This is a genomic window from Alcanivorax quisquiliarum, assembly GCF_023051175.1.
GTDB lineage: Bacteria > Pseudomonadota > Gammaproteobacteria > Pseudomonadales > Alcanivoracaceae > Isoalcanivorax > Isoalcanivorax quisquiliarum.
In genome coordinates, this window is record NZ_JALKII010000006.1 from 40,608 (window position 1) to 62,595 (window position 21,988).

The window sequence follows — 21,988 nt, forward strand, 5'->3', positions numbered from 1 at the left end:
AGTTATGGATGCTAACATAAATATCAATTTTAAAACCGGGCGCCTCGGCAATAGTGTGCATACCTCGGCAAACGCCAGCGCAGCAGGAGAACGTGACCGTGACCATCAAAAAGATCCTGATCGCCAACCGTGGCGAGATCGCAGTGCGCATTGTCCGCGCCTGCGCGGAGATGGGCATTCGCTCGGTTGCGGTGTATACCGAGCCGGATCGCTACGCCTTGCATGTGAAGCGCGCCGATGAATCTTACAGCCTCGGCGACGACCCGCTGGCGGGCTATCTGAACCCGCACCACATCGTGAACGTGGCCGTGGAGACCGGCTGCGATGCGCTGCATCCCGGCTATGGCTTTCTGGCCGAGAACCCGGAGCTGGCAGAAATCTGCGCCCAGCGCGGCATCATTTTCATCGGCCCGTCGGCGTCGATCATCCGCCGCATGGGCGACAAGACCGAAGCCCGCCAGGCCATGATACAGGCCGGCGTGCCGGTCACACCCGGCAGCGAAGGCAACCTTGCCAGCCTCGATGAAGCAAAATCGGAAGCCGCCCGCATCGGCTATCCGATCATGCTGAAGGCCACTTCCGGTGGCGGCGGCCGTGGCATCCGCCGCTGCGACGATGAAAGCGAGCTGGAACACAACTACCACCGAGTGATTTCCGAGGCCACCAAAGCCTTCGGCAGCGCCGATGTGTTTCTGGAAAAATGCATCGTCAACCCGCGCCACATCGAAGTGCAGGTGCTGGCCGATCGGCACGGCAACACTATCCATCTGTTCGAGCGCGATTGCTCGATCCAGCGGCGCAATCAAAAGCTGATCGAGATTGCCCCCTCGCCACAACTGACACCCGAGCAGCGTGCTTATGTGGGTGATCTGGCGGTGCGAGCAGCAGAAGCAGTGGGCTACGAAAATGCCGGCACGGTGGAATTTCTGGTGACCGGCAACCAGGTCTATTTCATGGAGATGAACACCCGCATCCAGGTGGAGCACACCATCACCGAGCAGATTACCGGCGTGGATATTGTGCGTGAGCAGATCCGCATTGCCGCTGGCGAGCCGCTGACCTACCGCCAGCAGGATATCCGCCATCAGGGTTTTGCCTTGCAGTTTCGTATCAACGCGGAAGACCCGAAAAACAATTTCCTGCCCAGCTTCGGCAAGATCAGCCGCTATTACGCCCCCGGCGGCCCCGGCGTGCGCGTGGATACTGCCATCTACACCGGCTACACCATTCCACCCTATTTCGATTCCATGTGCCTCAAGCTGGTGGTATGGAATCTGACCTGGGAAGAAACGCTCAACCGCGCCAGCCGCGCATTGAACGATATGCGCCTGCAAGGCATCAAGAGCACCACCGCCTACTACCAGAACATTCTGCAAGACCCGATGTTCCGCAGCGGCGAATTCGACACCAGTTTTGTCGATGAACATCCCGAGCTGTTGCAATATTCCGACAAATCCAGCCCGGAAGATATCGCCATCGCCATTGCCACGGCTATTGCTGCCCACGCCGGCCTTTGAAGACGCGCAGGAGAAATAATATGAGCCAGCCGAAAAAAATTTATATTACTGATGTCACCCTGCGCGACGGCCATCAATCGCTGATCGCCACCCGCCTGCGCACGGAAGACATGCTGCCGATCTGTGCCCAGCTGGATGCCATCGGCTTCTGGTCACTGGAAGTCTGGGGCGGCGCCACCTTTGATGCCTGCGTGCGTTTTCTGAAAGAAGACCCATGGGAACGGTTGCGCAAGCTGCGCCAGGCGCTGCCCAACACGCGCCTGCAAATGTTGCTGCGCGGGCAAAACCTGCTGGGCTACCGCCATTACGCCGATGATGTGGTAACAGCATTTGTCGAGCGCGCCGCTGCCAATGGCATTGATGTGTTTCGCATCTTCGATGCCATGAACGATGTGCGTAATCTGGAAACCGCCGTGCGTGCCGTGAAGGCCAGCGGCAAGCATGCGCAAGGCACTATTTCCTACACCACCAGCCCGGTGCACAGCACGGCATCCTTTGTCGAGCTGGCAAAAAAGATGGCGGCCATGGGCTGCGATTCCATTGCCATCAAGGATATGGCCGGGCTGCTGACGCCCTATGCCACCAGCGAGCTGGTCACCGCGCTGAAAGCCGCCGTGGATTTGCCGCTGTTCCTGCATTCGCACAATACCGCCGGCCTGGCGGCGCTGTGCCAGATGAAAGCCATCGAAGCCGGCGCCGATCATGTGGATACCGCCATCTCGGCATTTGCCGGCGGCACCAGCCACCCGGCCACCGAGTCACTGGTTGCCGCACTGAAAGACACCCCCTACGACACCGGCATTGATCTCGCCGCGCTACAACCGATCGCGCACTATCTCTGGGAAGTGCGCAAGAAATATCATCAGTTCGAGAGTGAGTTCACCCGCGAAGATGTCAGCGTGCAGATCACGCAGGTGCCGGGCGGCATGATGTCGAACCTTGCCAACCAACTGAAGGAACAAGGCGCGCTGGATCGCATCGCCGACGTGTTTGCCGAAATTCCCCGCGTGCGCGCCGATCTCGGCTATTTGCCGCTGGTCACGCCTACGTCGCAGATCGTGGGCACCCAGGCGGTGATGAATATTCTTTCCGATGAACGCTACAAAACCATCACCAATGAAGTGAAACGCTACCTGCTGGGGCAGTACGGCACACCGCCCGCGCCCGTCAACGAAGAGCTGCGCCGCCGGGCAGTGGGCAACGAAGAAGTGATCGACGTTCGCCCCGCCGATCTGCTGGCGCCCGAGCTTGACCAGCTGCGTGATGAAATCGGCGAGCTGGCAGCGAGCGAAGAAGACGTGCTCACCTTTGCCATGTTCCCCGATCTCGGCCGCAGCTTTCTGGAAGAGCGCGCCGCTGGCACCCTCAAGCCCGAGCCACTGCTGCCCGCCGACACCTCAAGTGCGGAAGCCAGCACCAGCGTGCCCACCGAATTCGTCATTGATGTGCACGGTGAAAGCTACCAGGTGGCCGTCACCGGCGTAGGCCTGAAAGGCGCCGGTAAGCGCCGCATTTTCCTGACGCTGGACGGCATGCCGCAGGAAGTGGTTTTCGAAGCGCTGAACGAATATCAGGCGGAAAGCAAAAGCGGCCGCAAGCAGGCCACCCGCGAGGGCGATGTCACCACCAACATGCCGGGCAACATCGTCGCCGTGCTGGTCAAGGAGGGCGATCAGGTGCAGGCCGGCCAGCCGTTGCTGGTGACGGAAGCAATGAAAATGGAATCTGAAGTACAGGCGCCGATCAGCGGTACTGTGTCGGGCATCTTTGTCGCCAAGGGAGATCGCGTGACGCCGGGCGAAATGCTGGTGGAAATCACACCCGCCTGAGTTGACAACCATTGCGCCTGCGCCGGCCGCAGGCGCATGGCTCAGGCTACGCCCTGGCTGCGCAGGTAATCATCATAGTTGCCACGGAAATCGACGATGCCGGTAGGCGTCAGCTCAATGATCCGCGTCGCCAGAGAAGAAACGAATTCGCGATCATGGCTGACAAACAGCAGCGTGCCGGCATAGTTTTCCAGCGCCAGGTTCAACGATTCGATGGATTCCATGTCCAGGTGGTTGGTGGGCTCATCCAGCAGCATGATGTTGGGCCGTTGCAGCATGATACGTCCGAACAGCATCCGCCCCTGCTCGCCTCCTGAAAGCACATCCACTGTTTTCGCCAGATCATCCTGGGAAAACAGCAGCCGCCCCAGCGTGGCACGAATCGCTTGTTCGTCATCGGTGGGCTTGCCCCAGCGGCTCATCCATTCCACCAACGGCTGCCGCTGCTCGAAATCTGCCGCATGATCCTGGGCGTAATATCCGATGGCGCTGTTTTCCGACCATTTCACGGTCCCGGCCGTGGGTGTGATCTCGCCCATCAGGCAGCGCATCAGGGTGGATTTGCCGATGCCGTTGGCGCCGATGATCGCAATTCGCTCGCCCACTTCCACCGTCAGATCAAGGCCACTGAAAAGCGGCTTGCCATCGTAGCCCATGGTCAGGCCGGTAACTTCCAGTGCATTACGAAACAGTTTCTTGTCTTGTTCGAAAATAATGTAAGGGCTCTGTCGGCTCGACGGCTTGATCTCTTCCAGCTTGATCTTGTCGATCTGCCGGGCGCGCGAGGTTGCCTGCCGCGATTTTGAAGCGTTGGCCGAGAAGCGGCTCACGAAGGTTCGCAGATCGGCAATCTGTGCTTTCTTTTTCGCGTTGTCCGCCAGCACCCGCTCACGCGCCTGCGTTGCGGCCGTCATGTATTCATCATAATTGCCGGGGTAAACGCGCAATTCCCGATAATCCAGATCCGCCATATGGGTGCACACGCTGTTCAGAAAGTGGCGATCGTGGGAGATTATCACCATGGTGCACTGGCGCTGGTTCAGAATATCTTCCAGCCAGCGAATGGTATGAATATCCAGGTTGTTGGTGGGCTCATCCAGCAACATGATATCCGGGTCGGAGAACAGCACTTGCGCCAGCAGCACGCGCAGCTTCCATCCCGGCGCCACTTCGCTCATCAGGCCGAAATGCTGCTCCACGGGAATACCCAGCCCAAGCAGCAGATCGCCCGCACGAGATTCCGCGGTATAACCATCCAGCTCGGCAAACTCCCCCTCCAATTCGCCAGCGCGAATGCCATCTTCCTCGCTCATCTCGGCCTTGGCATAAATCTCATCACGCTCCGCTTTCACCTGCCAAAGCTCGTCATGCCCCATGATCACGGTATCAATGACGGTGTACTGCTCGTAGGCGAACTGATCCTGGCGCAGCTTGCCGATGCGCTCGTCCGGCGCTTTCGACACATTGCCGGAGGACGGCACCAGATCACCGCCAAGAATTTTCATGAAGGTAGATTTGCCGGATCCATTAGCGCCGATCAGTCCGTAGCGATTGCCATCGCCGAACTTGACCGAGACATTTTCAAATAGCGGCCGGGGGCCGAATTGCATGGTGAGATTGGCGGTGGTCAGCAAAGTCAGGTACCGGATAAGGCGGAAGGCCGCAGCGCGGAATGGGCGGGCATTATGACATAGCTTCGCTGCTTCTGCGCCCCGTGCAGCCATGCCCCGCTACGCGCATGTCACCGGCCAGGGGGCTGCCAGGCAATGCCTAGCGTGAATGTCCGTGCCTGCTTTGGCGCAGCATCCAGTTGCAGCGCCAGAGCCAGCGATCCTCGCTGGTACCCCAACCCCACTGCGCCTTCGGCAGTGGCCGCCACATAAGCGCCCGGCCACCGCGTTACATAGTAGCGCAGCCGGACGTCGCGGTAGTCATCCACCCACAACACTTCCGCACCGAGCCGACGGCCGGCCAGGCCGCCATGCCAGCGCAGATAGGCTTTGACGGGTAACCGCTGCCAGTGGCTGCTGTTCCCTTCATAGCCAGTCATTGCAGCACGCACATCGAGCTGGCCGTCGCTGTCGTAGCTGATGCGATCCGTGGTCAGCCACGCCCGGGTGTAATACATTTGCCGCCAGTAAATGCCATTGAGCGCATCGAGCAACTCCAGCGACACCTCATGTCTGGCATTGGGCCGCCAGCGCAACTTCATATCCAGCGCCAGCCCTGTGCCATAGCGACGGTTGGTGGGCCGCTCCCAGAGCGCATCCCGCGTATAGAAATATTGGAGCCTGGCCTGCCCTTGATAATCCGCTGCATCGGTGGCGATAGCGCCATTCACATGGCCATCTATCATTTCGGTGGCCTTGAGCAACTGCATGTTGCCCGAGAGCGTCAGGCTGGCAGTGGGCCTGAACAAATATCCGGCAGTCACACCGTGCATCGCAACCTGATTGATCGCCAGCCGTAGCGGCCAGTATCTCCCGGCCGGGATATCCTGATCTGTTTCACTACGCCAGATCAGTTCGCTAGCGCCGCGCGAGCTGTGCGCGAACACTTCATAGCGATATAGCAGGCCTAAGTGCGCACGACCAAATGACACGCCACTTTCTGCACGGCCAAAGCCCACATGCTGCTCACCGGGGCGGAACTGCCGGCCGATACCACGTATCAGATCACGGACAGGAAACGCATCACTGTGCGTTTCAACATGCAGCAGCCCATAGGGCACCGGCCCGGCGTGCACAGGCGAGCCTGCCAGCAGCAGAATCAACACCAGCAGCGTGCGCGTGCAACTCGGGATCATTGTGTCACCGCCCAACGTTTCTCAAGAATGACAATGGCGGCCGAAGCCGCCATTGTCCGAGGCACCTTTAGCCCTTCCCACCAGCGCGCCATACAAGGCACTCATGTCTGGCCTTGGGCCTGACTTCGGGCCAGGCGTTGCGGCAGACATTTTGCGCCAGCCACCGTGTGTCGGACTGGGCTCCCGGCAGCCCCGTTATTGCAGGCTTTCGAACGTGCCATCCGCGTAGGTGATCTTGATGACGTTCGGCTCGGTGATCGTGGCATAGACCACACCCGCGACCCGAATATCTCCACGCGTCTCGCCCCGCTCATCCACCCACAAAGTTGCTATCACGCCATCCTGATTGGTGACGGTCACGACCGGCGGCGATATCCCACCTTGCTCCGCAGCTTCCAACGGAGCATTGATCAGCAGCTGTTTGCCCGGGTAGCTGATCTTCAGGGCCACATCACCTGTGGTCAGTGCCTGCCGGCTCCCGGCCAGCTCAATCCGGCTTGCTTCGGCAATGCCGTCCAGATTGATCTGCAACACCAGCGAGAAACTGCCCTCGACAAATCGACTCGCGGTTTCTTCCAACGGCTCGTCTTGCCAGCCACTATCGTGGTACTCGTAATCACAAGGGCCGGAATAGCACCAGCGCTCCTGATATTTCCGCCATTCCCGTTGCGTCAGGCCTTTCCCATCTGCCTCGAAAGCAAAGTTCAGCGCGACCTCGTTGCTGCCGGAATCAACTGCCCCGAGAAACGCCACGCGAGCCAGGCCAAAGGTGAGCAGCTCCTCGTCCAGCTCTGTTTCCTCGCATCCCTCATCGCCACAAAGCTCCTCGTAGTGATTGCGGCTCTCCGCCTGGAAACCTGTCAGTGACAGTTCGAGACGCCCCTCAAGAGCCGCCCCGAAGGGTAGCTCAACCCCCGTCGTCTCATCGGTCTGGGCAAGGCGAGCGTGCAGCACGAAGTCCACGGCACCCTGAATACTCTGCTCGTAAAAATCCTCGAAGGAATAATCGCCGTTCGGCAGATCTTCCTCGTGCCAGTTGCCGGCCACATCGACGCGAGCGGCGAACGAGGCGCTGCCCTCGGCAATGTTCAACGTCAGCGCCGGCACACCCAGGCTGCCCTGCAGCCCCAGCTCCAGACTGCCCTGATCCGACGAAGCGTACCCATCCTCCACATCGAGCGCGTCGCAGTCACAACCAAACTCGCTCTTCAAGGTGGTCGTCAGGGCAATCGTCAAGTCATCGCCGAGGCCGCTGATGCGCGTCACCGTCACAACGTCGCCGTCGATGGTCAGCTCGACCTCGACCGCACCCATCGGGATCACCACCGGGCTCTCGATCTGGCCCTCTTCCCCTGCGCCAGCCTGAAGCTCGCCGTAGACAAGCATGATGGCCTCCATGGCGTACCCGAGCGCCTCCGCCAACCGCTCCACATCATCCGAGACAAGCGTTGCAGCGGCATCCAGCTCGTCGATGAACTGCTGCACACCCTGTTCGGAGATGAAAGACGTGCCAATAGTCCGCACCTGCGCCACCAGCGCCTTTGCCTTGTCGAGCGCGGCAAGCGTCGCCGAATCGGAGGGCGCAGCAGTAGTAAAACTGTCACCCAGCTGCTCGGCCGCGGCCAGGGCCGTATCAAAACCCGTCGCAATAGCCGGCAGATCGGCACCGGACGCATACCGGGCGTCCTGAGCGATGCGGTAGATCGAGGCCAGGTCCACACCCGGCAGCGCACTCTCACCGCGGAACTGCCCCGCGTCATTCAGGAACGCCATGGCAAGCTCATCCAGCGTCTGCCCTTCCTCTACTGCGGCACCGTAAAGCGCGGCCGCCAGCAGGGCGGCTCGCTGTGCAGTGGCGGTGGCACGTTCAAGCGCGCCGCTGTCCGTGATATCGATCACCGGCAAGGCCACCAGATCATCACTGAGGTCAAACAGGTTGGCTACGTGGCTGTTGGCCAGCAACACAGCTGCCTCGCTCAGCCCTGCGGCGCGCGCTTTCGCTGCCGCCAGGTGGGTCAGCGGCGTCACATTCACCGAGGTGCCGCGCCCTTCCAGCACAGTGACAGCTTCCAAGGCCATATCGCTGCCGAAAGGAACTTCTTCGCCAAAATCCGCCGTGCCGCCAGCACCATCGTCGCAACCGTCAGGCAGATCGCAGACCATGCGCGCATCACTATTGCCGCTGATGCGAATCAGGGCAGGGCCGCGATGGGTGGCCTTCAGCCGATAGCGCCCGCTGGCATCCGTGGATGTGCTCGCCAACGGGCTCGCTTCCACAGCGCCATCAACAAGAGCGTAAGCGGTAACATCGGCAAATTTGAGAATGCCCTTCACTGCGGCGCCCTGGACATCCGTCACCGCCGGACCAGACCGGCTGCTGCTGCCACCGCCACCACAGCCGGATAGCACCGCAGCCAGTATCACCCCAGCGGCAATCAACCATGTTCTTGTCTTCATTCCCATGACTCCCTTCGAGCTAACGCCTCACAACCGAGAAGGGAGCCATCATCCGCAGCACTACCACCGGCGCGCCACCCCCAAAATGGGGTGTTCAACGAGCGTTTTGCACCCTCCAGCCTGGCGCTCTGGCTGTGGTGCTCCGTGCATCGAATCACAACATCCGCCAGCTTTTACATTGCCACACGGCCGGCCCATTGCCCCGCGACAAGTTGCCGACAAGCATGGCAGGCATGAGCAGAAGCAACGCTGAAACCAGGCTCGAGCGCTACCGCCAGAAGCGGGACTTCCGCGTGACTACCGAACCCCAGGGCGCGAACGCGAGCGCCGCACCTGACGACGCACAGTCTGGCCGTTATGTGATGCATCATCATGCAGCACGCAACGATCATTTCGACCTGCGCCTGGAACAAAATGGTGTGTTACGCAGCTGGGCATTACCACGCGGCCCCAGCATGGCACCGGGGGAAAAACGACTGGCGGTGGAAGTGGAAGATCATCCGCTGGAGTACGGTGATTTCGAGGGCGTGATCCCCGCCGGCGAGTACGGCGGCGGTACTGTCATGTTGTGGGACGCCGGGCACTGGATCTGCCATCAGCAGAGCGAGAGCCGCATCGACCTGGCACTGCACGGCAACAAACTACGCGGCCGCTGGACGCTCACGCGCATGCGCGACAAAGGCAAACGCAAGCAAAACCAGTGGCTGTTCATCAAACGCAGCGATGACGACGGCCCGCTGCCCGAGCCCGATGACCGCAGCATCGCCAGCGGCCGTACCATGGCCGAGATCGCCGCTGACCACGACAGGGAATGGGCCGGGCCGCAGCCCATGCCGGACGTCGCCAAACTGCCCGGCGCTCGCCGAGCGGCCTGGCCTGGCACGCTGACACCGCAACTGGCCACCCTTGCCGATAACCTGCCCGATGGTGACTGGCTGCACGAGATCAAGCTGGACGGCTATCGCATCCTCGTGCATCTGGAGCAGGGCCGCGTGCAACTGATGACCCGCAACGGCCAGGACTGGCGCGACCGCTTCCCCGCTCTGGCGCGGCAGCTTGCGGCCTGGCCAGTGCAGAGCGCCATTCTGGATGGCGAGATCGTCGCCCTCCAGGCCGACGGCGTGACCAGCTTCGCCAAGCTTCAGCAGGCACTGGCCGAACAGCGCACCGATGCGCTGATCTATCACGCCTTCGATCTGCTTTACCTGAACGGCACATCACTGACCCACTGCACCAACCTGGCCCGCAAACAGGCGCTGGCCGATGTCATGAGCGCGCTGGGTGACATGCCGGGCGGCCGCGTCCGCTACACCGATCATCTGCACGGCGACGGCGCCCCGCTACTGGATCGGCTGTGCGAACTGGGGCTTGAGGGCCTGATCGCGAAACGTGCCGACAGCACTTATCAACAGCGTCGCACCCGCTCCTGGCTGAAACTGAAATGTGCACGTCATGATGAATTTGTGGTCGGCGGCTTTACGCCGCCCAACGGCCAGCGCGACGCCTTCGGCGCCCTGCTTCTCGGCGCCTGGAACGCCCAGGGGCAGTTTGTGTATGCCGGCCGCGTGGGCACCGGCTTCAGCCGCAAGCAACTGAAGTCACTGCATACCCGGCTGAGCAAGTTCCAGATTCCGAAAAGCCCCTTTCTGGCCACTCCTCCCGACAGCAAAGGCGCCACCTGGGTCACACCGGCCCTGGTGGTAGAAGTGGCCTATGCCGAACGCACCCGCGACGGCGTGCTACGCCACCCCAGCTTCCGTGGCGTGCGCGAAGATCGTAACGCCGGAGGGATCATGATGACTCATCCCGAACGCAGCACCGCAACGCCTGCCACGGCCGGCCGCCGAAGCGCCCCCGCCCGGCGCAAAACAGAAAACGCCGAAGTGGAAGGCGTACGTCTGACACACCCCGACCGAGTACTGTACCCGCAGCAGGGCATGACCAAGCTGGCGCTGGCACAGTTTTATCAAAGCATCGCCGCCGTCGTGCTACCGGGCCTGATCGGGCGCCCGCTTTCCCTGTTGCGCTGCCCGGAGGGCCTGGCCACGGAATGTTTTTTTCAGAAACATCCGCGCCAGATGCTGGCCGAGCGCGTGCCGCGTATTCATATCAAAGGCAAAACCAGCGCGGGCGATTATGTGTATGTGCAAGAGCTGGCTGATCTGATTGCTCTGGTGCAAGCCGGCGTGATGGAGCTGCATCCATGGGGCAGCCGGGTAGATGATCTGGAGCATCCCGATCAGCTGGTGTTCGACCTTGATCCGGACGAAGGCATCAGCTGGCGCCGCACCGTTGCCGTGGCCCACCAGATGGCCGAACGGCTCACCGATCTCGAGCTCACACCGTTCGTACGCACCACGGGCGGCAAGGGGCTGCACATCGTGGTGCCATTGGTACCACGGGCAGGCTGGGATGACAGCAAAGCCTTTGCGCGTGCGCTGTGCCAGCGCATGGCCGATGACCAGCCCACGCAGCTCACTACCAATCTGCTGAAAGCAAAACGCCGTGGGCGCATCTTTCTGGATTACCTGCGCAACGGGCGCGGCGCTACCGCTGTCGCTTCTTATACTGTGCGTGCGCGCCCCGGCGCCCCTGTTGCCGTGCCCATCCGCTGGGACGAGCTGACCGTTGCCATGGCGCCGGATCGCTACACCGTCGATAACCTGCGCCGCCGCCTGGCCGCGCTGAAACAGGAACCCTGGGCGGGTTTCGACAAGGCGCGCCAGCCGCTCACCGCCACCCTGCTGCGCGCCGTGGGCGCGACACCCTCATGAACCGGCCGCAACCCTGGTGGCAGGAAAGCGGCCCCGGCCAATGCGAGGGCTGCGAGAGTTATTACCAGATCGAAACCGGCTATTACTGTAGCGCCTGCGACGCGCCGCTGTGCCCCGCCTGCATCCGCTACCAACGCATCACCGAAGTGCTGCTGTGCGAACAGTGCCGGGAACAGGAGGCCACATGAGCGCCCGCGCCATTTTCAAAGGCGTGCTACGCCTCGCTGACGAAAAGGTGCCGGTAAAGCTCTACTCCGCCGTGACCGATCGCACCGTGCGCTTTCGCCTGCTGCACCGCCGCGACAAAGCACCGGTCGAGCAAATTCTTGTGAATCCCGAGAGCGGCAAAATCGTCGCCTATAAAGAGGCCCAGCGCGCCTGGGCCAACGACGAAGGCGATATGGTGCTACTCAGGAAAGACGAACTCGACAACCTCAAGCCGCAAAAAAGCCGCGACCTCACCGTGCAATGCTTTCTGCCCGCCGGCGCGCTGGATCATCGGCGTTACGACCGCCCTTATTACCTTGGCCCGGATGATGGCGGCGATGCCGCCTGGCGAGCACTCGCCGCCGCCCTGGCCCGCTCGGGCCGCGAAGGGCTGGTGAGCTGGGTGATGCGCGACAAACACTATCTCGGCGCACTGCGTCTTCACCAGAGCGTCCCGATGCTGGTCACACTGCGCTACAGCGAGGAAATCATCAGCCAGGACGCACTCACACCACCCATTGGCCGCGCACTGGATGCCCGCGAATTGAAAATGGCAGCACAACTGATGGACATGCTCGCCGCGCCCTTTGATCCCGCTCAGTATCAGGATGACTACCGGGAAAGCGTGCTCGCCATGCTGCGCCGCAAAGCCGGCGGTGGCCGCGCACGCAAATCAATGCCTGCACAACGGCGCCGCAGCGAAACCGATCTGGCGCAGGCCCTGCAAGCCAGCCTCGAAGGAGCACGTCGCCATGGCTAAACGCAAGGCAGCCTCTAGCAAGGCTCGCAAAACCAGAAAGGCTCGTGACAAGAGCGCGCCGAAAACGCGGGCCGCCCGACAACAAGCCGCCAACGACAATAATGATACGGGCACACCACAGCGGCCACGTCCGTTCTGGTCGGGCACCTTGTCCTTCGGCCTGGTCAGCCTGCCGGTGGGCCTTTACCCCGCCCACCGCGGCAGCGCCGTTTCATTGCGTATGGTCGACGAAGCAGGCCAGCGCCTGCGGCGCCGCTACCGATGCAGCCGCGATGGAAAACTGCTGGAACGAGACGATCTGATACGCGGCTACGAAACCGAAGACGGCAAATACATCACCGTCGAAGATGAAGAGCTGGAGGCGCTCGCACCAAAGAAATCCCGCGAAATCGACCTGCGGCAATTTGTCGAGCGCGATGAACTCGACCCGGCCTATTTTTTACGCGGTTATTTCCTGACACCGGAAGAAGGCGCCATCAAAGCCTACCGCCTGCTGGCCCGCGCCATGGAAGAAGCTGACCGCGCCGGCATCGCCACTTTCGTGATGCGCGGCCACGAGTACGTCATCGCCATCGTTGCCGAAGGCGGCATCCTGCGAGCGGAAACCCTGCGCTTCGCCGACACCCTGCGCAACCCCGGCGATATCGGCCTGCCGTCGCCGGAAAAACCTCGCGCCAAGGATATCCAGCGCTTGCAAGGCGCCATCAAGACCCTGCGCGCCGAAGCGCCCGACGACGCCCCTTTGCATAACCCGAACATTACCGCCATCGAATCGCTGGCGCGCGAGAAACTCAAAAAAAATCGCGACGTCCTTCAAACCGCCCCGGACGACCCGTCCGACGAAGAAGAGCCCGGCGAAGCCCCGCCTGATCTGATGGCCATTCTGAAGCAGAGCCTCGCGGTGACCGAACCCGATTCCGCACCCGCCAGCACTGCACCCGCCAGAGAAAACTACGCCAACGCCACACGTGCGCACCTTTATGCGCTGGCGCAGGAGCGCAATCTTGCAGGGCGCAGCAAAATGAACCGTGCAGAATTGATCGCGGCCTTGCACAACGCCGGACACTGACACCCCAAAAAGTGCGATCAAATAAAGCTATAGTCCATCGAAAGTGCTCTCGCTGAAAGTGACGATGAACTATTTTTTTCCCTTTCTCGTTGTGGGCAATTGAAGGAGGGTAGAAATCATATGTGCCCTCCTGTGCTCGCCTGCGCTCTCCGGTTCAATCAGCCAAACTGGTAGGCCGACAATTGCGTTTCCATCACCACCTCGGAATAGATTTTCTTGCCCGGCGCGTCGTGGCCGGCACCCGCCGCGACCAGCAGCGGGGTGAAGTGTTCTTCATCGCCCGGCGGGTGGCACTGCTGCGCCTGCGGTGCGCTTTCCCACTGCCGCAGCAATTGCTCGCGCTCTGCGGGCGGCGCCTCGACCGCCGCCGTGAGCCAGCGGTCAAACTCCTGCGAAATCGGCGTGTAGCGCTTGTCGCCGTAGGCACGCATGTTGTGAAAACTCATGCCGCTGCCAATGATCAGCACATCCTGCTCACGCAGGGATGCCAGGGCACGGCCAACCTCCAGATGCGCTGCCGTATCCAGATCGCTGCGCAACGACAACTGAATCACAGGTACTTCTGCATCGGGGTAGATCAGCTTCAGCGGGATGAACATGCCGTGATCAAAATCCCGTTGGCCATCAACGCTCACGGCCAACCCACGCTGTGCGATCAGCTCCGCCACCTGTTGCGCCAGCTCAGGTTGCCCCGGTGCAGGGTATTTCAGCTCATAGGTGTGCGGCGGAAAGCCGTAATAGTCATAAAACAACGACGGCCGTGCCTGGCCTGTGACTCGGAACCCCTCTACCTCGCGCCAATGCGCAGACACCATCACGATCGCCTTCGGCTGACGCGGCAGCGTGGCCGCCAACCCGCGCAGGAATGCAGCCATGCCATCCCAGGCATCGGCCGGGTTCCAGTCCATGAAGAAACAGGGGCCGGCGCCGTGCGGAATGAAGAGCGTGGGCATCGGCACGGCGGCCTGGGTATCCGTTTGCATGGTGGGTGCTCCCTGAATAAGTGATGAATACCAGTATGCGCCCGTGCCCTCAGTGTGAGAACCGGGCACAATGGACCAACACTTAACACCCTTAGTGCGAGATGAGCATGGATAGGGTAACAAGCATGCGGGTATTCGTTGAAGCTGCGAGGGCCGGCAGCCTTTCCGCCGCTGGCCGGCGCCTCGGCATGTCGCCCGCCATGGCCACCAAGCATGTCAACGCACTGGAGGCGCGGCTGGGCGTAAAGCTTTTTCACCGCAGCACGCGCCGCTTGGGGCTGACTGACGCCGGCGGCGACTACCTGGAAGCCTGCCAGCGCATCCTTGCCGATATCGACGACGCCGAAGCAGCCGCCACCTCGCAACGCATCAAGGCCACCGGCCTGTTGCGCATGACAGTGCCGCTGTCATTCGGCAGCCGCTTTATCGCCCCGCTGATTCCGGTATTTTGCGAACGCCACCCGGAGGTGCGTGTGGAAATGGGCTTGAGCGATGCGCAGCAGGATCTGATCGATGGTCGCTGGGATCTGGCCCTTCGCATCGGCCACCTTGCCGACAGCGCCCTGCAAGCCCGGCGTCTGGGCGAGAGCCCGATGCGCGTATGCGCCGCGCCCGCGTATCTGAGGCAGCGCGGTATCCCTCGCCAGATTGCCGATCTGGCCCAGCACAACTGCCTGAGCTATACCCAAAGCGCACTCCAGAACACAGGCCAGTGGGCGTTCGGCCTCAAGGGTGAATTCCGCGTGCCTGCCAGCGGCAATCTGGCTGCCAACAACGGTGATGCCCTGCTTGCCGCCGCCATTGCCGGGCAAGGCATCATTTATCAGCCTGCATTTATCGTTGATGACGCGCTGGCGACGGGGCAACTGGTGGCGCTGGAACTGGACAAGCCACCGATGGAGCTCGGTGGCATTCATGTGCTGTACCCGCCAGATCGGCGCCCGCCGGCAAAGGTGCGCGCCATGGTGGATTACCTGATCGAGGCATTCGACAGCGAGCACCGGCATTAACCGCCGAGCGTGCAATTGCCGGCTGAGCCACCGGCGCCGACAGCCCCACTGCATCCGGAGCACTGTATCCGGGCCCTTCTGCTTGCTCCCACTTGCCCAACCGCCACCATCCAGCCGCCTGCGATGGCAAATGCGCGACAAAGCGCCTTATCATGCGGCCGCCTCACGGAAGCATGGGGCTTACTCTTCCAATGGAGAAAATAATGAGAAACGTCGGAATCATTGTATTGATGGCTTGCGCAGTAACCCTTTCCGGTTGTGCCGTACATCCTTTCCAGAGCGGGCTGCTGTTTTCCCAGCAGAAAATGCCGCTGGATACGCCCAACCAAAGCACCAGCTGTGCAAAGAAAGGCACCGGTTCCAGCACTAACTTGCTCGGCCTGGTGGCATTTGGCGATGCCAGTGTCGCCTCGGCCAAAGCAGAAGCCGGCATTCGCCGCGTAGACTCCGTGGACATCGCCCATACAGGCCTCCTTGGGCTGGTTGGCGTGACGTCTGTCGAGGTCTGCGGCGAGTAACCTGCCTACCACCAGCGCCCCTCTCATCAATCAGTCCGGCTTCAATCTGTGACCAACCGCCATCAGCCAAGACGCTGCCCGTGGTATCCTTTCCACTGCGCCGGGCGCTGCACAGGATGCTGCTGCGCACAGCCGGTTAAAAAAAGACTCTTGAACGGGGCAGAGGCGCGGTAATCAGGCGCGCCGTCTGGCAGGGATAGCATGAATACAGCATTGATACTGGAAGACCACGCGGAAAGCCGTGCGTGGCTGACCGAGCTTGTTGCCGAAGCTTTTCCCGGCATCAACATCGTTGTGCACACCACGCTGGCCGACGCCGTGGCCTGCGTAGAGCACCAGCATTTTTGCCTGGCACTGCTGGACATCAGCCTGCCTGATGGCTCCGGCATTGATCTCGTCCGGCGGCTGCGTGAAAGCAATGCCAACACTTATGTGGTGATGGCGTCGATTTTCGATGACGACGAACATCTGTTTGCAGCGCTGCAAGCCGGCGCGCAGGGCTATGTGCTCAAGGATCAGCCACGGGAGCGGCTGATTGCCCACCTTCAGGGGATCATCCGTGGCGAGCCGCCACTCTCGCCCAGCATTGCCCGGCGCATGTTGCGCCATTTTCGCGCCACGCCGCCGCCCGCCTTACCGAAAAGCGAACTGCCGCAAGCGTTGAGCGAACGGGAAACCGAGGTGCTGCATTTTCTGGCGCGCGGCTTTACCCGAGGTGATATCGCGCAAGCACTCGGCATCACACCCAATACCGTCGCCGGCCACGTGAAAAATATCTATCGCAAGTTGGATGTCTCCGGGCGCGCAGAAGCGACCTTGTATGCAGTGCGCCTCGGTGTAGTTGATGGCGAACCACATTAATCACTCCCCACGCTTCGCGTTGGCGCCTTTACAGAGCCTGCTGTTTGTTCTGCTGACACTGGCCCTGGCAACGATGCTGGCGATCGTGTTTGCGCTCCAGCCACCCTGGCTGGGGCTGACCTTCAGCGATGGCCACAGCGAGGGGCTGCGTGTCGAACGCGTTGCCGCCGGCGGGCCGGCCGCCGCCCATGCGCAGGTGGGCGATATCGTCTCCACGCTGATCGCCGAGGGGCGCCATCTGGATCTGCGCGGCTATCCGCTTTCCTCGCAGCCCCACGCGGCACCCACGCTCGCCGGCTACCACGCCTTCCTGCAACGCGAGGGCGCCGTGGCAAACGCCCTGCGCAGCCCGGAAATCACTCTGGTGCGTGCCGATGGCAGCCACTACACCGTGGCCCCCGCCCGCGACCGAACACTGGCATCGCTGCCCGTCGGCTTCTGGCTGCTGCACCTCTACGGCACGCTGGCCTGCATGATCGGCGTATCCGTCTGGGTATTTTTGCCGCGCCAATGGCCGCCCCGGCTGCTCGCCCTTTCCGGCGTCGGTATGTTCATCGCCACCTGGCAGCACAGCCTGTGGGAAGCCCGTGAGCTGGCCTTGCCGGCGACGCTGTTTGATCTGCTCATGCGCGGCAATCACCTGGCACTGCACGGCCTGCTGTTGTCGCTATTATTATTGCTGGTGCTCTACCCGCGCCCGCTGCCCCACTTCCGCCGCTGGGCCGTGGTCGCTTGCAGCGGCGTGGCCGCCCTGCTGGTGAACGAAAATCTGGAATGGCTACAGCTACCCTTCCACACCTTCTACCTGCCGTTGCTTTTTTATTATGTGCTGGGCACCCGCGCGGCATGGCTACAGTGGCAGCGCTCCCGGTGCATGCCGGAGGAACGCGGTGCGCTGCGCTGGGTACTGTTATCAACCCTGCTGACATTGAGCATGGGCATGGTGGTGTATTTTCTGCCGGTGATGCTGGATATCCCGCCAGTGGCCTCACCCTCGGCCATGGTGGGCGTGGTGGTCACCCTGTATCTCGGCTTTGCACTTGGCATCCTGCGCTACCGACTGTTCGACCTGGAGCGCTGGTGGTTTATTGCCTGGATGTGGTTTCTCGGCGGGCTGAGCGTGCTGCTGGTGGATGTCGCCGTGATCACCTGGTTCGGGCTGCGCCCGGCGCAAGCGCTCGGGCTATCGGTGGTGCTGGTCGGCTGGGGCTACTTTCCGGCACGGCAGTGGGTGCTACGCCGGATGTCTGCCGCGCCTGCCGCATCCATGGAGCAATACATGCCCGCATTCGTTGCGGCGCTGTACGACTGCGAAGCCGATCAGGTGCGCCCCTTGTGGGAGCAACTGCTGCAACAGGCATTCCGACCACTGAGCCTTGAGCCGGTGCAACAAGCACTGCCGGAAGCCCGCATCGCGCAAAACGGAGCGCGGTTGCTGGTGCCGGATCTGGAAAACCCGTTGCAAGGCTTGAGCCTGCGCTACAGCCACGGCGGCCGGCGGCTCTTCAATCGGCGCGACGAAGCTATCGCCCGCGCACTGACCGCCACCGCCACGCGCATCAATCAGGTGCGCGAAGCACGCGAGCACGGCGCCCGCCAGGAACGCCAACGCATCATGCGCGATCTGCACGACGAAGTCGGCGCACGGCTGCTTTCATTGATCCTTACCGCACCGGACGAACAGTATCAGCGGCTTTCCCGCAAAGCGCTGGCAGCCTTGCGCGAAACCATTTACGTGCTCGACCACACACGGCGCCACGCCTTGCACGATATGCTGGAGGACTGGTGCGCAGACTTGCACGAGCGCCTGGCACCACTGACCAGCCTGCCGGATATTGTGCTACCGCCAGCGGAGCAGCTGGCCGATTACACACTGACACCGCGCCAGTACGTCAACCTGCGCCGAGTGCTCGATGAAGCCGTTTCCAATGCCCTGAAACATGGCTGCGGCACCGGCATCCGATTGCAGGTAACCCTCACTGAGGAGCGATTGGAAATCATTCTATCCAACCCGTTGCGCACCGAACCAGTGTTCGATGAACAAGACCGCCTGCCGGGGCGCGGCATGAGCAATATGAAAACCCGCATGGCCGAGCTTTCAGGCGAGCTGCGCACTACCATCCACCCCGGCCCACCGGCGCGCTTTATGCTTGAGGCCAGCCTGCCCCTGTAAAAACTGAACGCGCGCACAAATACAGTTTGTACAGCACCACAAAAATGACACATTTCTTTACAGGGAAATCACGAAATTCTCTCACAACCGAGCAAGCTGCAAGGTCATCAATGAAGCGCTCCGTTTGGGGGATAGGTGAACCCACCGACCTTCTCTATCGTGCCTATGCAGCAGCCCATGCGCCCTCCCTGCGCGTGGCTCGAATCTTACCTCGTTCGTGACCGCCCCCCGTGACGCCCGCCTTGGTGAGCGCTCGCCCGGCGCGAGCCACGCGAGCACATACCAATCAGGAAGAGGATCAGAGATGAGAAGCTGACAGCAAGGCGGTCTGGCCTGGGCGTTGACCCTGGTATTACTTGGATGCGGTGGCGGCGGTGGCAGTAGCAGCGGCGGCGGCAACGCTGGCGGCGGCAATACCGGCGGCGGCTCCTCCACAGCACTCCCCGAACTATCAGGGCTGTTCAGCGATGCCGGTGACCAGGGGCGGCGCTTTTATATTTCCACGGAAGCAAACAACACCGGCCTGTTTGCTTATCACCCCGATAGAGACGAGCGAGTTCTGGTAGACCCCACGCCTTATGTAAACGGGCATGTCACCAGCATTCACCCGATTCACCGCGCCACGGTCGGCAACGATGGCAGGGGCGTGTCGCAGTTCCAGATTGATCACCTGCTTTATTTTCGTCATGAGAACAACATGATGCTTCCCGACCAGTTTGCGCGTGTCTCCACCGACCCCGCACCGGCCACCGTCACCAGATCGCAAGTCTCGTCAGAAAACAGCGCACAGAAACTTGGCTCCGCTGTCGTCAATCTTCAGGTGCTGCAATATGATCTGGCCGATCCGCTCAATACTGCTTACGCCTTTCGCGGTAACGATGGCGCCAACCACGCCTGGTTCCAGATTCGCAGTGGCACAGGCGCTGGCGTAGCAGCCCCTGCCTTTACAGCAGGCCAAAGGGTGGTAGGCACCGTGCTTGATCCTCAGCTCATAGGCCCCGGCGGCTGGCTGGTGGTTGCATCCGGCGACCTGCGGCAAGTCAGCATGAGCCAGGCGCTGGTCGGTGGTGTGCTGCTGGCCGACGTGGAGCACGTAGCCCCGCTGGAGACATTTGCCGACGGCTCACAGCTGCTCATCATTGCACATCTGGGCGACGATCACGGCACCCTGTGGCGCTTCAGCCCTGGCGCCACTCCCGCGCAGGCCGCCACGCTAACAGAGCTGAAAAATGCGCAGAACGAAGCCCTGGAATTCCCGAAAAACATGTGGAATGACACGCTCCATCTGCCATCTCCCGATCGCATGGTTGCCAGTGGCGACACCCTTTTTATCGCGACCACCTCGCCCGGCCTGCTACTATCTACCGACACCCAGCTGTACCGGATCGGCCCGCAAGGCTGGGCAGAAATGCTATCGCTGGGCACCGACCAGGTTCTGGATTTCAACAACCATGCAGTGCTTGGTGAGTTCTTGCTGGATGACGGCAACCACCTTATCTGGTCTATCAATGGCCAGATCGAGCGCGTTGCCAAAGCAGCACCACACCAGCGCACTGTTCTGGTCGGCGGCACAGACGACAACTTCGACGCCCCCGAGCTGGTCGCATACCGGGATGGCTGGCTGTTCTTCAACCGCAAGATGCCAAGCGATGAATATCGTGCGTTCGCCGCCCACACCGACGGCCGCCCGCAGATCATGCTGCGCCACACCCGCTGGCTGGGCGCCTCGACGGATGGCACCGGCACACTGGAAGGCAACCTGAGAACCCTTAACGCCAGCGAAGTATTTGCCTGGAACGAAAGCACCCGCGAGCTATCCGCCGTCAGCGCCGCCACCCCGGAGCTGGGCCGTGTGCTGCTCGGTGATCTGCCAAATACCGTTACCAACGTGCAGATGTTCGGCCTCGGCACTGGCCCGCACCGCTTGCTGCAAGTTCAGCACGATAACAGCTATGAAGTTGTCGCCGTGGACACTCGCCAGGCGCATTCGCTCCGCCACCTTCAGTCAAATCTGGCAACCGGTGAGCGAGCCATCTTCACACAGCCGGTATCCGGCTTCTGATCCAGCTGCACCACGCAGAAAACCAGCCAGCCCCGAGCAAAAGTGTGGGGCTGGCTTTTTTTGCGTGGAAAATTCAGTGCGGAAAGCCCAGAGCGGAAGAGTTCAGGACGAGAAAATCAAGTGTGGAAAGTTCATTTCAGCGTCAAACTGAATGTGCTGCCTTTTTTGCAAATCATGCAACACTCCTGGCACCCCTCCTGATCATCCATGCCGGAGCCCCAATAAATATTGGAATCAGCCCGCACCCAGGCGCCATAGCAAATTTTTTCCGTTGAGCGGCACGGCAAGTCGTAACTGCCACTTTCCCCCGCCTCCAGCACATAAGCCCGGCCACCGCCGGGCCAGGCCGCATTGCGATGCTGGGAATAAAATTCCACCATGATCGACTGTCGATAATTATTCTTGATATTCCAGGTGATCTCTTCCGTTGTGGTCGGCAGATTCGTCGCACAACCACCCAGCAAAAACAGACCAGCGCCAAATATGGCAAGCAAGCGATAAAGGGCCATTGGAAAAATCCTTCTCAGATGAATAAACGGAAACGGCCAGTCAAGGGAGATAATAGCGCCAGTGCCGAGAGGTGGGGAATATACTTGAGCGCCCGCCCTGCTTCGCAGTCGCGCAATCGAATAGGCCATACCTCCCTTCGTCGGCCAGCAAAGCTGGCCAGCTCCGGTGCCGGTTTCAGCACCAGACGACCCGTCACCCGCCATGTGCCAGCTTCAGCCGCCCGCGCCCAGCTCCTTCCCATACGCGCCAGAATCCATCTCCCTGCCTCGCCCTGCCGGATACACTCTACCCCGCCTGCCCCGCGAGACTTACCCTACTTGGCTTACCCTACTTGGCTTACCCTACTTGGCTTGCCCAGCATGGCCACCGGCCGGCCCAGCTGTGCGGGAGCCCAGCCAGCACGAGCCGCAACCACCTCAGATCAGAGCACGCCTGCCCCGGCAAGACCGGCC

Annotated in this window: 16 protein-coding genes; 11 read left to right on the forward strand and 5 right to left on the reverse strand. The window is 61.4% G+C overall.

Annotated elements, in window-relative coordinates:
* Positions 1 to 98: 98 nt before the first annotated feature.
* Together MU846_RS09785 and oadA are read left to right on the forward strand one after the other, a co-directional pair.
* On the forward strand, positions 99 to 1,517 hold the full coding sequence (locus tag MU846_RS09785) for an acetyl-CoA carboxylase biotin carboxylase subunit (protein WP_246952181.1): 1,419 nt from the start codon (positions 99 to 101) through the stop codon (positions 1,515 to 1,517).
* A 20-nt stretch (positions 1,518 to 1,537) separates the two neighbouring features.
* Positions 1,538 to 3,346, forward strand: a complete 1,809-nt coding sequence (gene oadA, locus MU846_RS09790) for a sodium-extruding oxaloacetate decarboxylase subunit alpha (RefSeq protein ID WP_246952183.1) — start codon at positions 1,538 to 1,540, stop codon at positions 3,344 to 3,346.
* Between the two features lie 41 nt (positions 3,347 to 3,387).
* On the opposite strand, the gene MU846_RS09795 is transcribed toward oadA, so the two are convergent.
* From MU846_RS09795 to MU846_RS09805, 3 genes are all read right to left on the reverse strand, one after another.
* The gene (locus tag MU846_RS09795) at positions 3,388 to 4,980 is read right to left on the reverse strand and encodes an ABC-F family ATPase (RefSeq protein ID WP_246952185.1); all 1,593 of its coding nucleotides are present in this window, start codon (positions 4,978 to 4,980) and stop codon (positions 3,388 to 3,390) included.
* Positions 4,981 to 5,087: 107 nt separating this feature from the next.
* Positions 5,088 to 6,152, reverse strand: coding sequence for a hypothetical protein (locus tag MU846_RS09800; RefSeq protein ID WP_246952187.1), 1,065 nt, complete (start codon positions 6,150 to 6,152; stop codon positions 5,088 to 5,090).
* 195 nt (positions 6,153 to 6,347) lie between these two features.
* Positions 6,348 to 8,609 carry a carboxypeptidase-like regulatory domain-containing protein gene (locus MU846_RS09805; RefSeq protein WP_246952189.1) on the reverse strand — a complete coding sequence of 754 codons (2,262 nt, stop codon included), beginning with the start codon at positions 8,607 to 8,609 and terminating at the stop codon, positions 6,348 to 6,350.
* Between the two features lie 233 nt (positions 8,610 to 8,842).
* Here MU846_RS09805 and ligD point away from each other — a divergent pair, with 233 nt between their 5' ends.
* From ligD to ku (MU846_RS09825), 4 genes are read left to right on the forward strand one after another with little or no spacing between them, the layout of a single operon-like run.
* Entirely contained in the window at positions 8,843 to 11,383 is a 2,541-nt protein-coding gene (gene ligD / locus MU846_RS09810) for a DNA ligase D (protein WP_246952192.1), read from the forward strand.
* Positions 11,380 to 11,571, forward strand: coding sequence for a hypothetical protein (locus tag MU846_RS09815; protein WP_246952194.1), 192 nt, complete (start codon positions 11,380 to 11,382; stop codon positions 11,569 to 11,571). Before ligD ends, MU846_RS09815 begins: the two co-directional genes overlap by 4 nt.
* A complete protein-coding gene (ku, locus tag MU846_RS09820; protein WP_246952196.1) occupies positions 11,568 to 12,350 on the forward strand; it encodes a non-homologous end joining protein Ku in 783 nt (260 codons plus the stop codon). The genes MU846_RS09815 and ku (MU846_RS09820) overlap by 4 nt, the downstream gene beginning before the upstream one ends.
* The gene (gene ku / locus MU846_RS09825; protein WP_246952198.1) at positions 12,343 to 13,419 is read left to right on the forward strand and encodes a non-homologous end joining protein Ku; all 1,077 of its coding nucleotides are present in this window, start codon (positions 12,343 to 12,345) and stop codon (positions 13,417 to 13,419) included. The genes ku (MU846_RS09820) and ku (MU846_RS09825) overlap by 8 nt, the downstream gene beginning before the upstream one ends.
* A 158-nt stretch (positions 13,420 to 13,577) precedes the next feature.
* On the opposite strand, the gene MU846_RS09830 is transcribed toward ku (MU846_RS09825), so the two are convergent.
* Positions 13,578 to 14,402, reverse strand: coding sequence for a DODA-type extradiol aromatic ring-opening family dioxygenase (locus MU846_RS09830; RefSeq protein ID WP_246952201.1), 825 nt, complete (start codon positions 14,400 to 14,402; stop codon positions 13,578 to 13,580).
* Positions 14,403 to 14,527: 125 nt separating this feature from the next.
* Between MU846_RS09830 and MU846_RS09835 the strand changes: the two genes are divergently transcribed.
* From MU846_RS09835 to MU846_RS09855, 5 genes are all read left to right on the forward strand, one after another.
* Positions 14,528 to 15,412: a LysR family transcriptional regulator gene (locus MU846_RS09835; RefSeq protein ID WP_246952202.1), complete on the forward strand. Its 885-nt coding sequence runs from the start codon at positions 14,528 to 14,530 to the stop codon at positions 15,410 to 15,412.
* 203 nt (positions 15,413 to 15,615) lie between these two features.
* Complete coding sequence (locus MU846_RS09840; RefSeq protein ID WP_246952204.1) at positions 15,616 to 15,930, forward strand: TRL domain-containing protein; 315 nt, start codon at positions 15,616 to 15,618, stop codon at positions 15,928 to 15,930.
* 201 nt (positions 15,931 to 16,131) lie between these two features.
* Positions 16,132 to 16,791, forward strand: coding sequence for a response regulator (locus MU846_RS09845; RefSeq protein ID WP_246952206.1), 660 nt, complete (start codon positions 16,132 to 16,134; stop codon positions 16,789 to 16,791).
* A complete protein-coding gene (locus MU846_RS09850) occupies positions 16,775 to 18,964 on the forward strand; it encodes a sensor histidine kinase (protein ID WP_246952208.1) in 2,190 nt (729 codons plus the stop codon). Before MU846_RS09845 ends, MU846_RS09850 begins: the two co-directional genes overlap by 17 nt.
* Before the next feature lie 340 nt (positions 18,965 to 19,304).
* Positions 19,305 to 21,026 (forward strand): KH domain-containing protein, encoded by a 1,722-nt coding sequence (locus tag MU846_RS09855; RefSeq protein WP_246952210.1) that lies wholly within the window; start codon positions 19,305 to 19,307, stop codon positions 21,024 to 21,026.
* Between the two features lie 131 nt (positions 21,027 to 21,157).
* Here MU846_RS09855 and MU846_RS09860 read toward each other — a convergent pair whose 3' ends face one another.
* Positions 21,158 to 21,664 (reverse strand): hypothetical protein, encoded by a 507-nt coding sequence (locus MU846_RS09860; RefSeq protein WP_246952212.1) that lies wholly within the window; start codon positions 21,662 to 21,664, stop codon positions 21,158 to 21,160.
* Positions 21,665 to 21,988 lie beyond the last annotated feature (324 nt).

Coding starts and splice junctions, on each gene's coding strand:
- ku (WP_246952198.1), top strand. CDS start 12,343: ATGGCTAAACGCAAGGCAGCCTCTAGCAAGGCTCGCAAAACCAGAAAG.
- MU846_RS09805 (WP_246952189.1), bottom strand. CDS start 8,609: ATGAAGACAAGAACATGGTTGATTGCCGCTGGGGTGATACTGGCTGCG.
- MU846_RS09845 (WP_246952206.1), top strand. CDS start 16,132: ATGAATACAGCATTGATACTGGAAGACCACGCGGAAAGCCGTGCGTGG.
- MU846_RS09840 (WP_246952204.1), top strand. CDS start 15,616: ATGAGAAACGTCGGAATCATTGTATTGATGGCTTGCGCAGTAACCCTT.
- oadA (WP_246952183.1), top strand. CDS start 1,538: ATGAGCCAGCCGAAAAAAATTTATATTACTGATGTCACCCTGCGCGAC.
- ligD (WP_246952192.1), top strand. CDS start 8,843: ATGAGCAGAAGCAACGCTGAAACCAGGCTCGAGCGCTACCGCCAGAAG.
- MU846_RS09835 (WP_246952202.1), top strand. CDS start 14,528: ATGCGGGTATTCGTTGAAGCTGCGAGGGCCGGCAGCCTTTCCGCCGCT.
- MU846_RS09815 (WP_246952194.1), top strand. CDS start 11,380: ATGAACCGGCCGCAACCCTGGTGGCAGGAAAGCGGCCCCGGCCAATGC.
- MU846_RS09850 (WP_246952208.1), top strand. CDS start 16,775: ATGGCGAACCACATTAATCACTCCCCACGCTTCGCGTTGGCGCCTTTA.
- MU846_RS09830 (WP_246952201.1), bottom strand. CDS start 14,402: ATGCAAACGGATACCCAGGCCGCCGTGCCGATGCCCACGCTCTTCATT.
- ku (WP_246952196.1), top strand. CDS start 11,568: ATGAGCGCCCGCGCCATTTTCAAAGGCGTGCTACGCCTCGCTGACGAA.
- MU846_RS09800 (WP_246952187.1), bottom strand. CDS start 6,152: ATGATCCCGAGTTGCACGCGCACGCTGCTGGTGTTGATTCTGCTGCTG.
- MU846_RS09860 (WP_246952212.1), bottom strand. CDS start 21,664: ATGGCCTATTCGATTGCGCGACTGCGAAGCAGGGCGGGCGCTCAAGTA.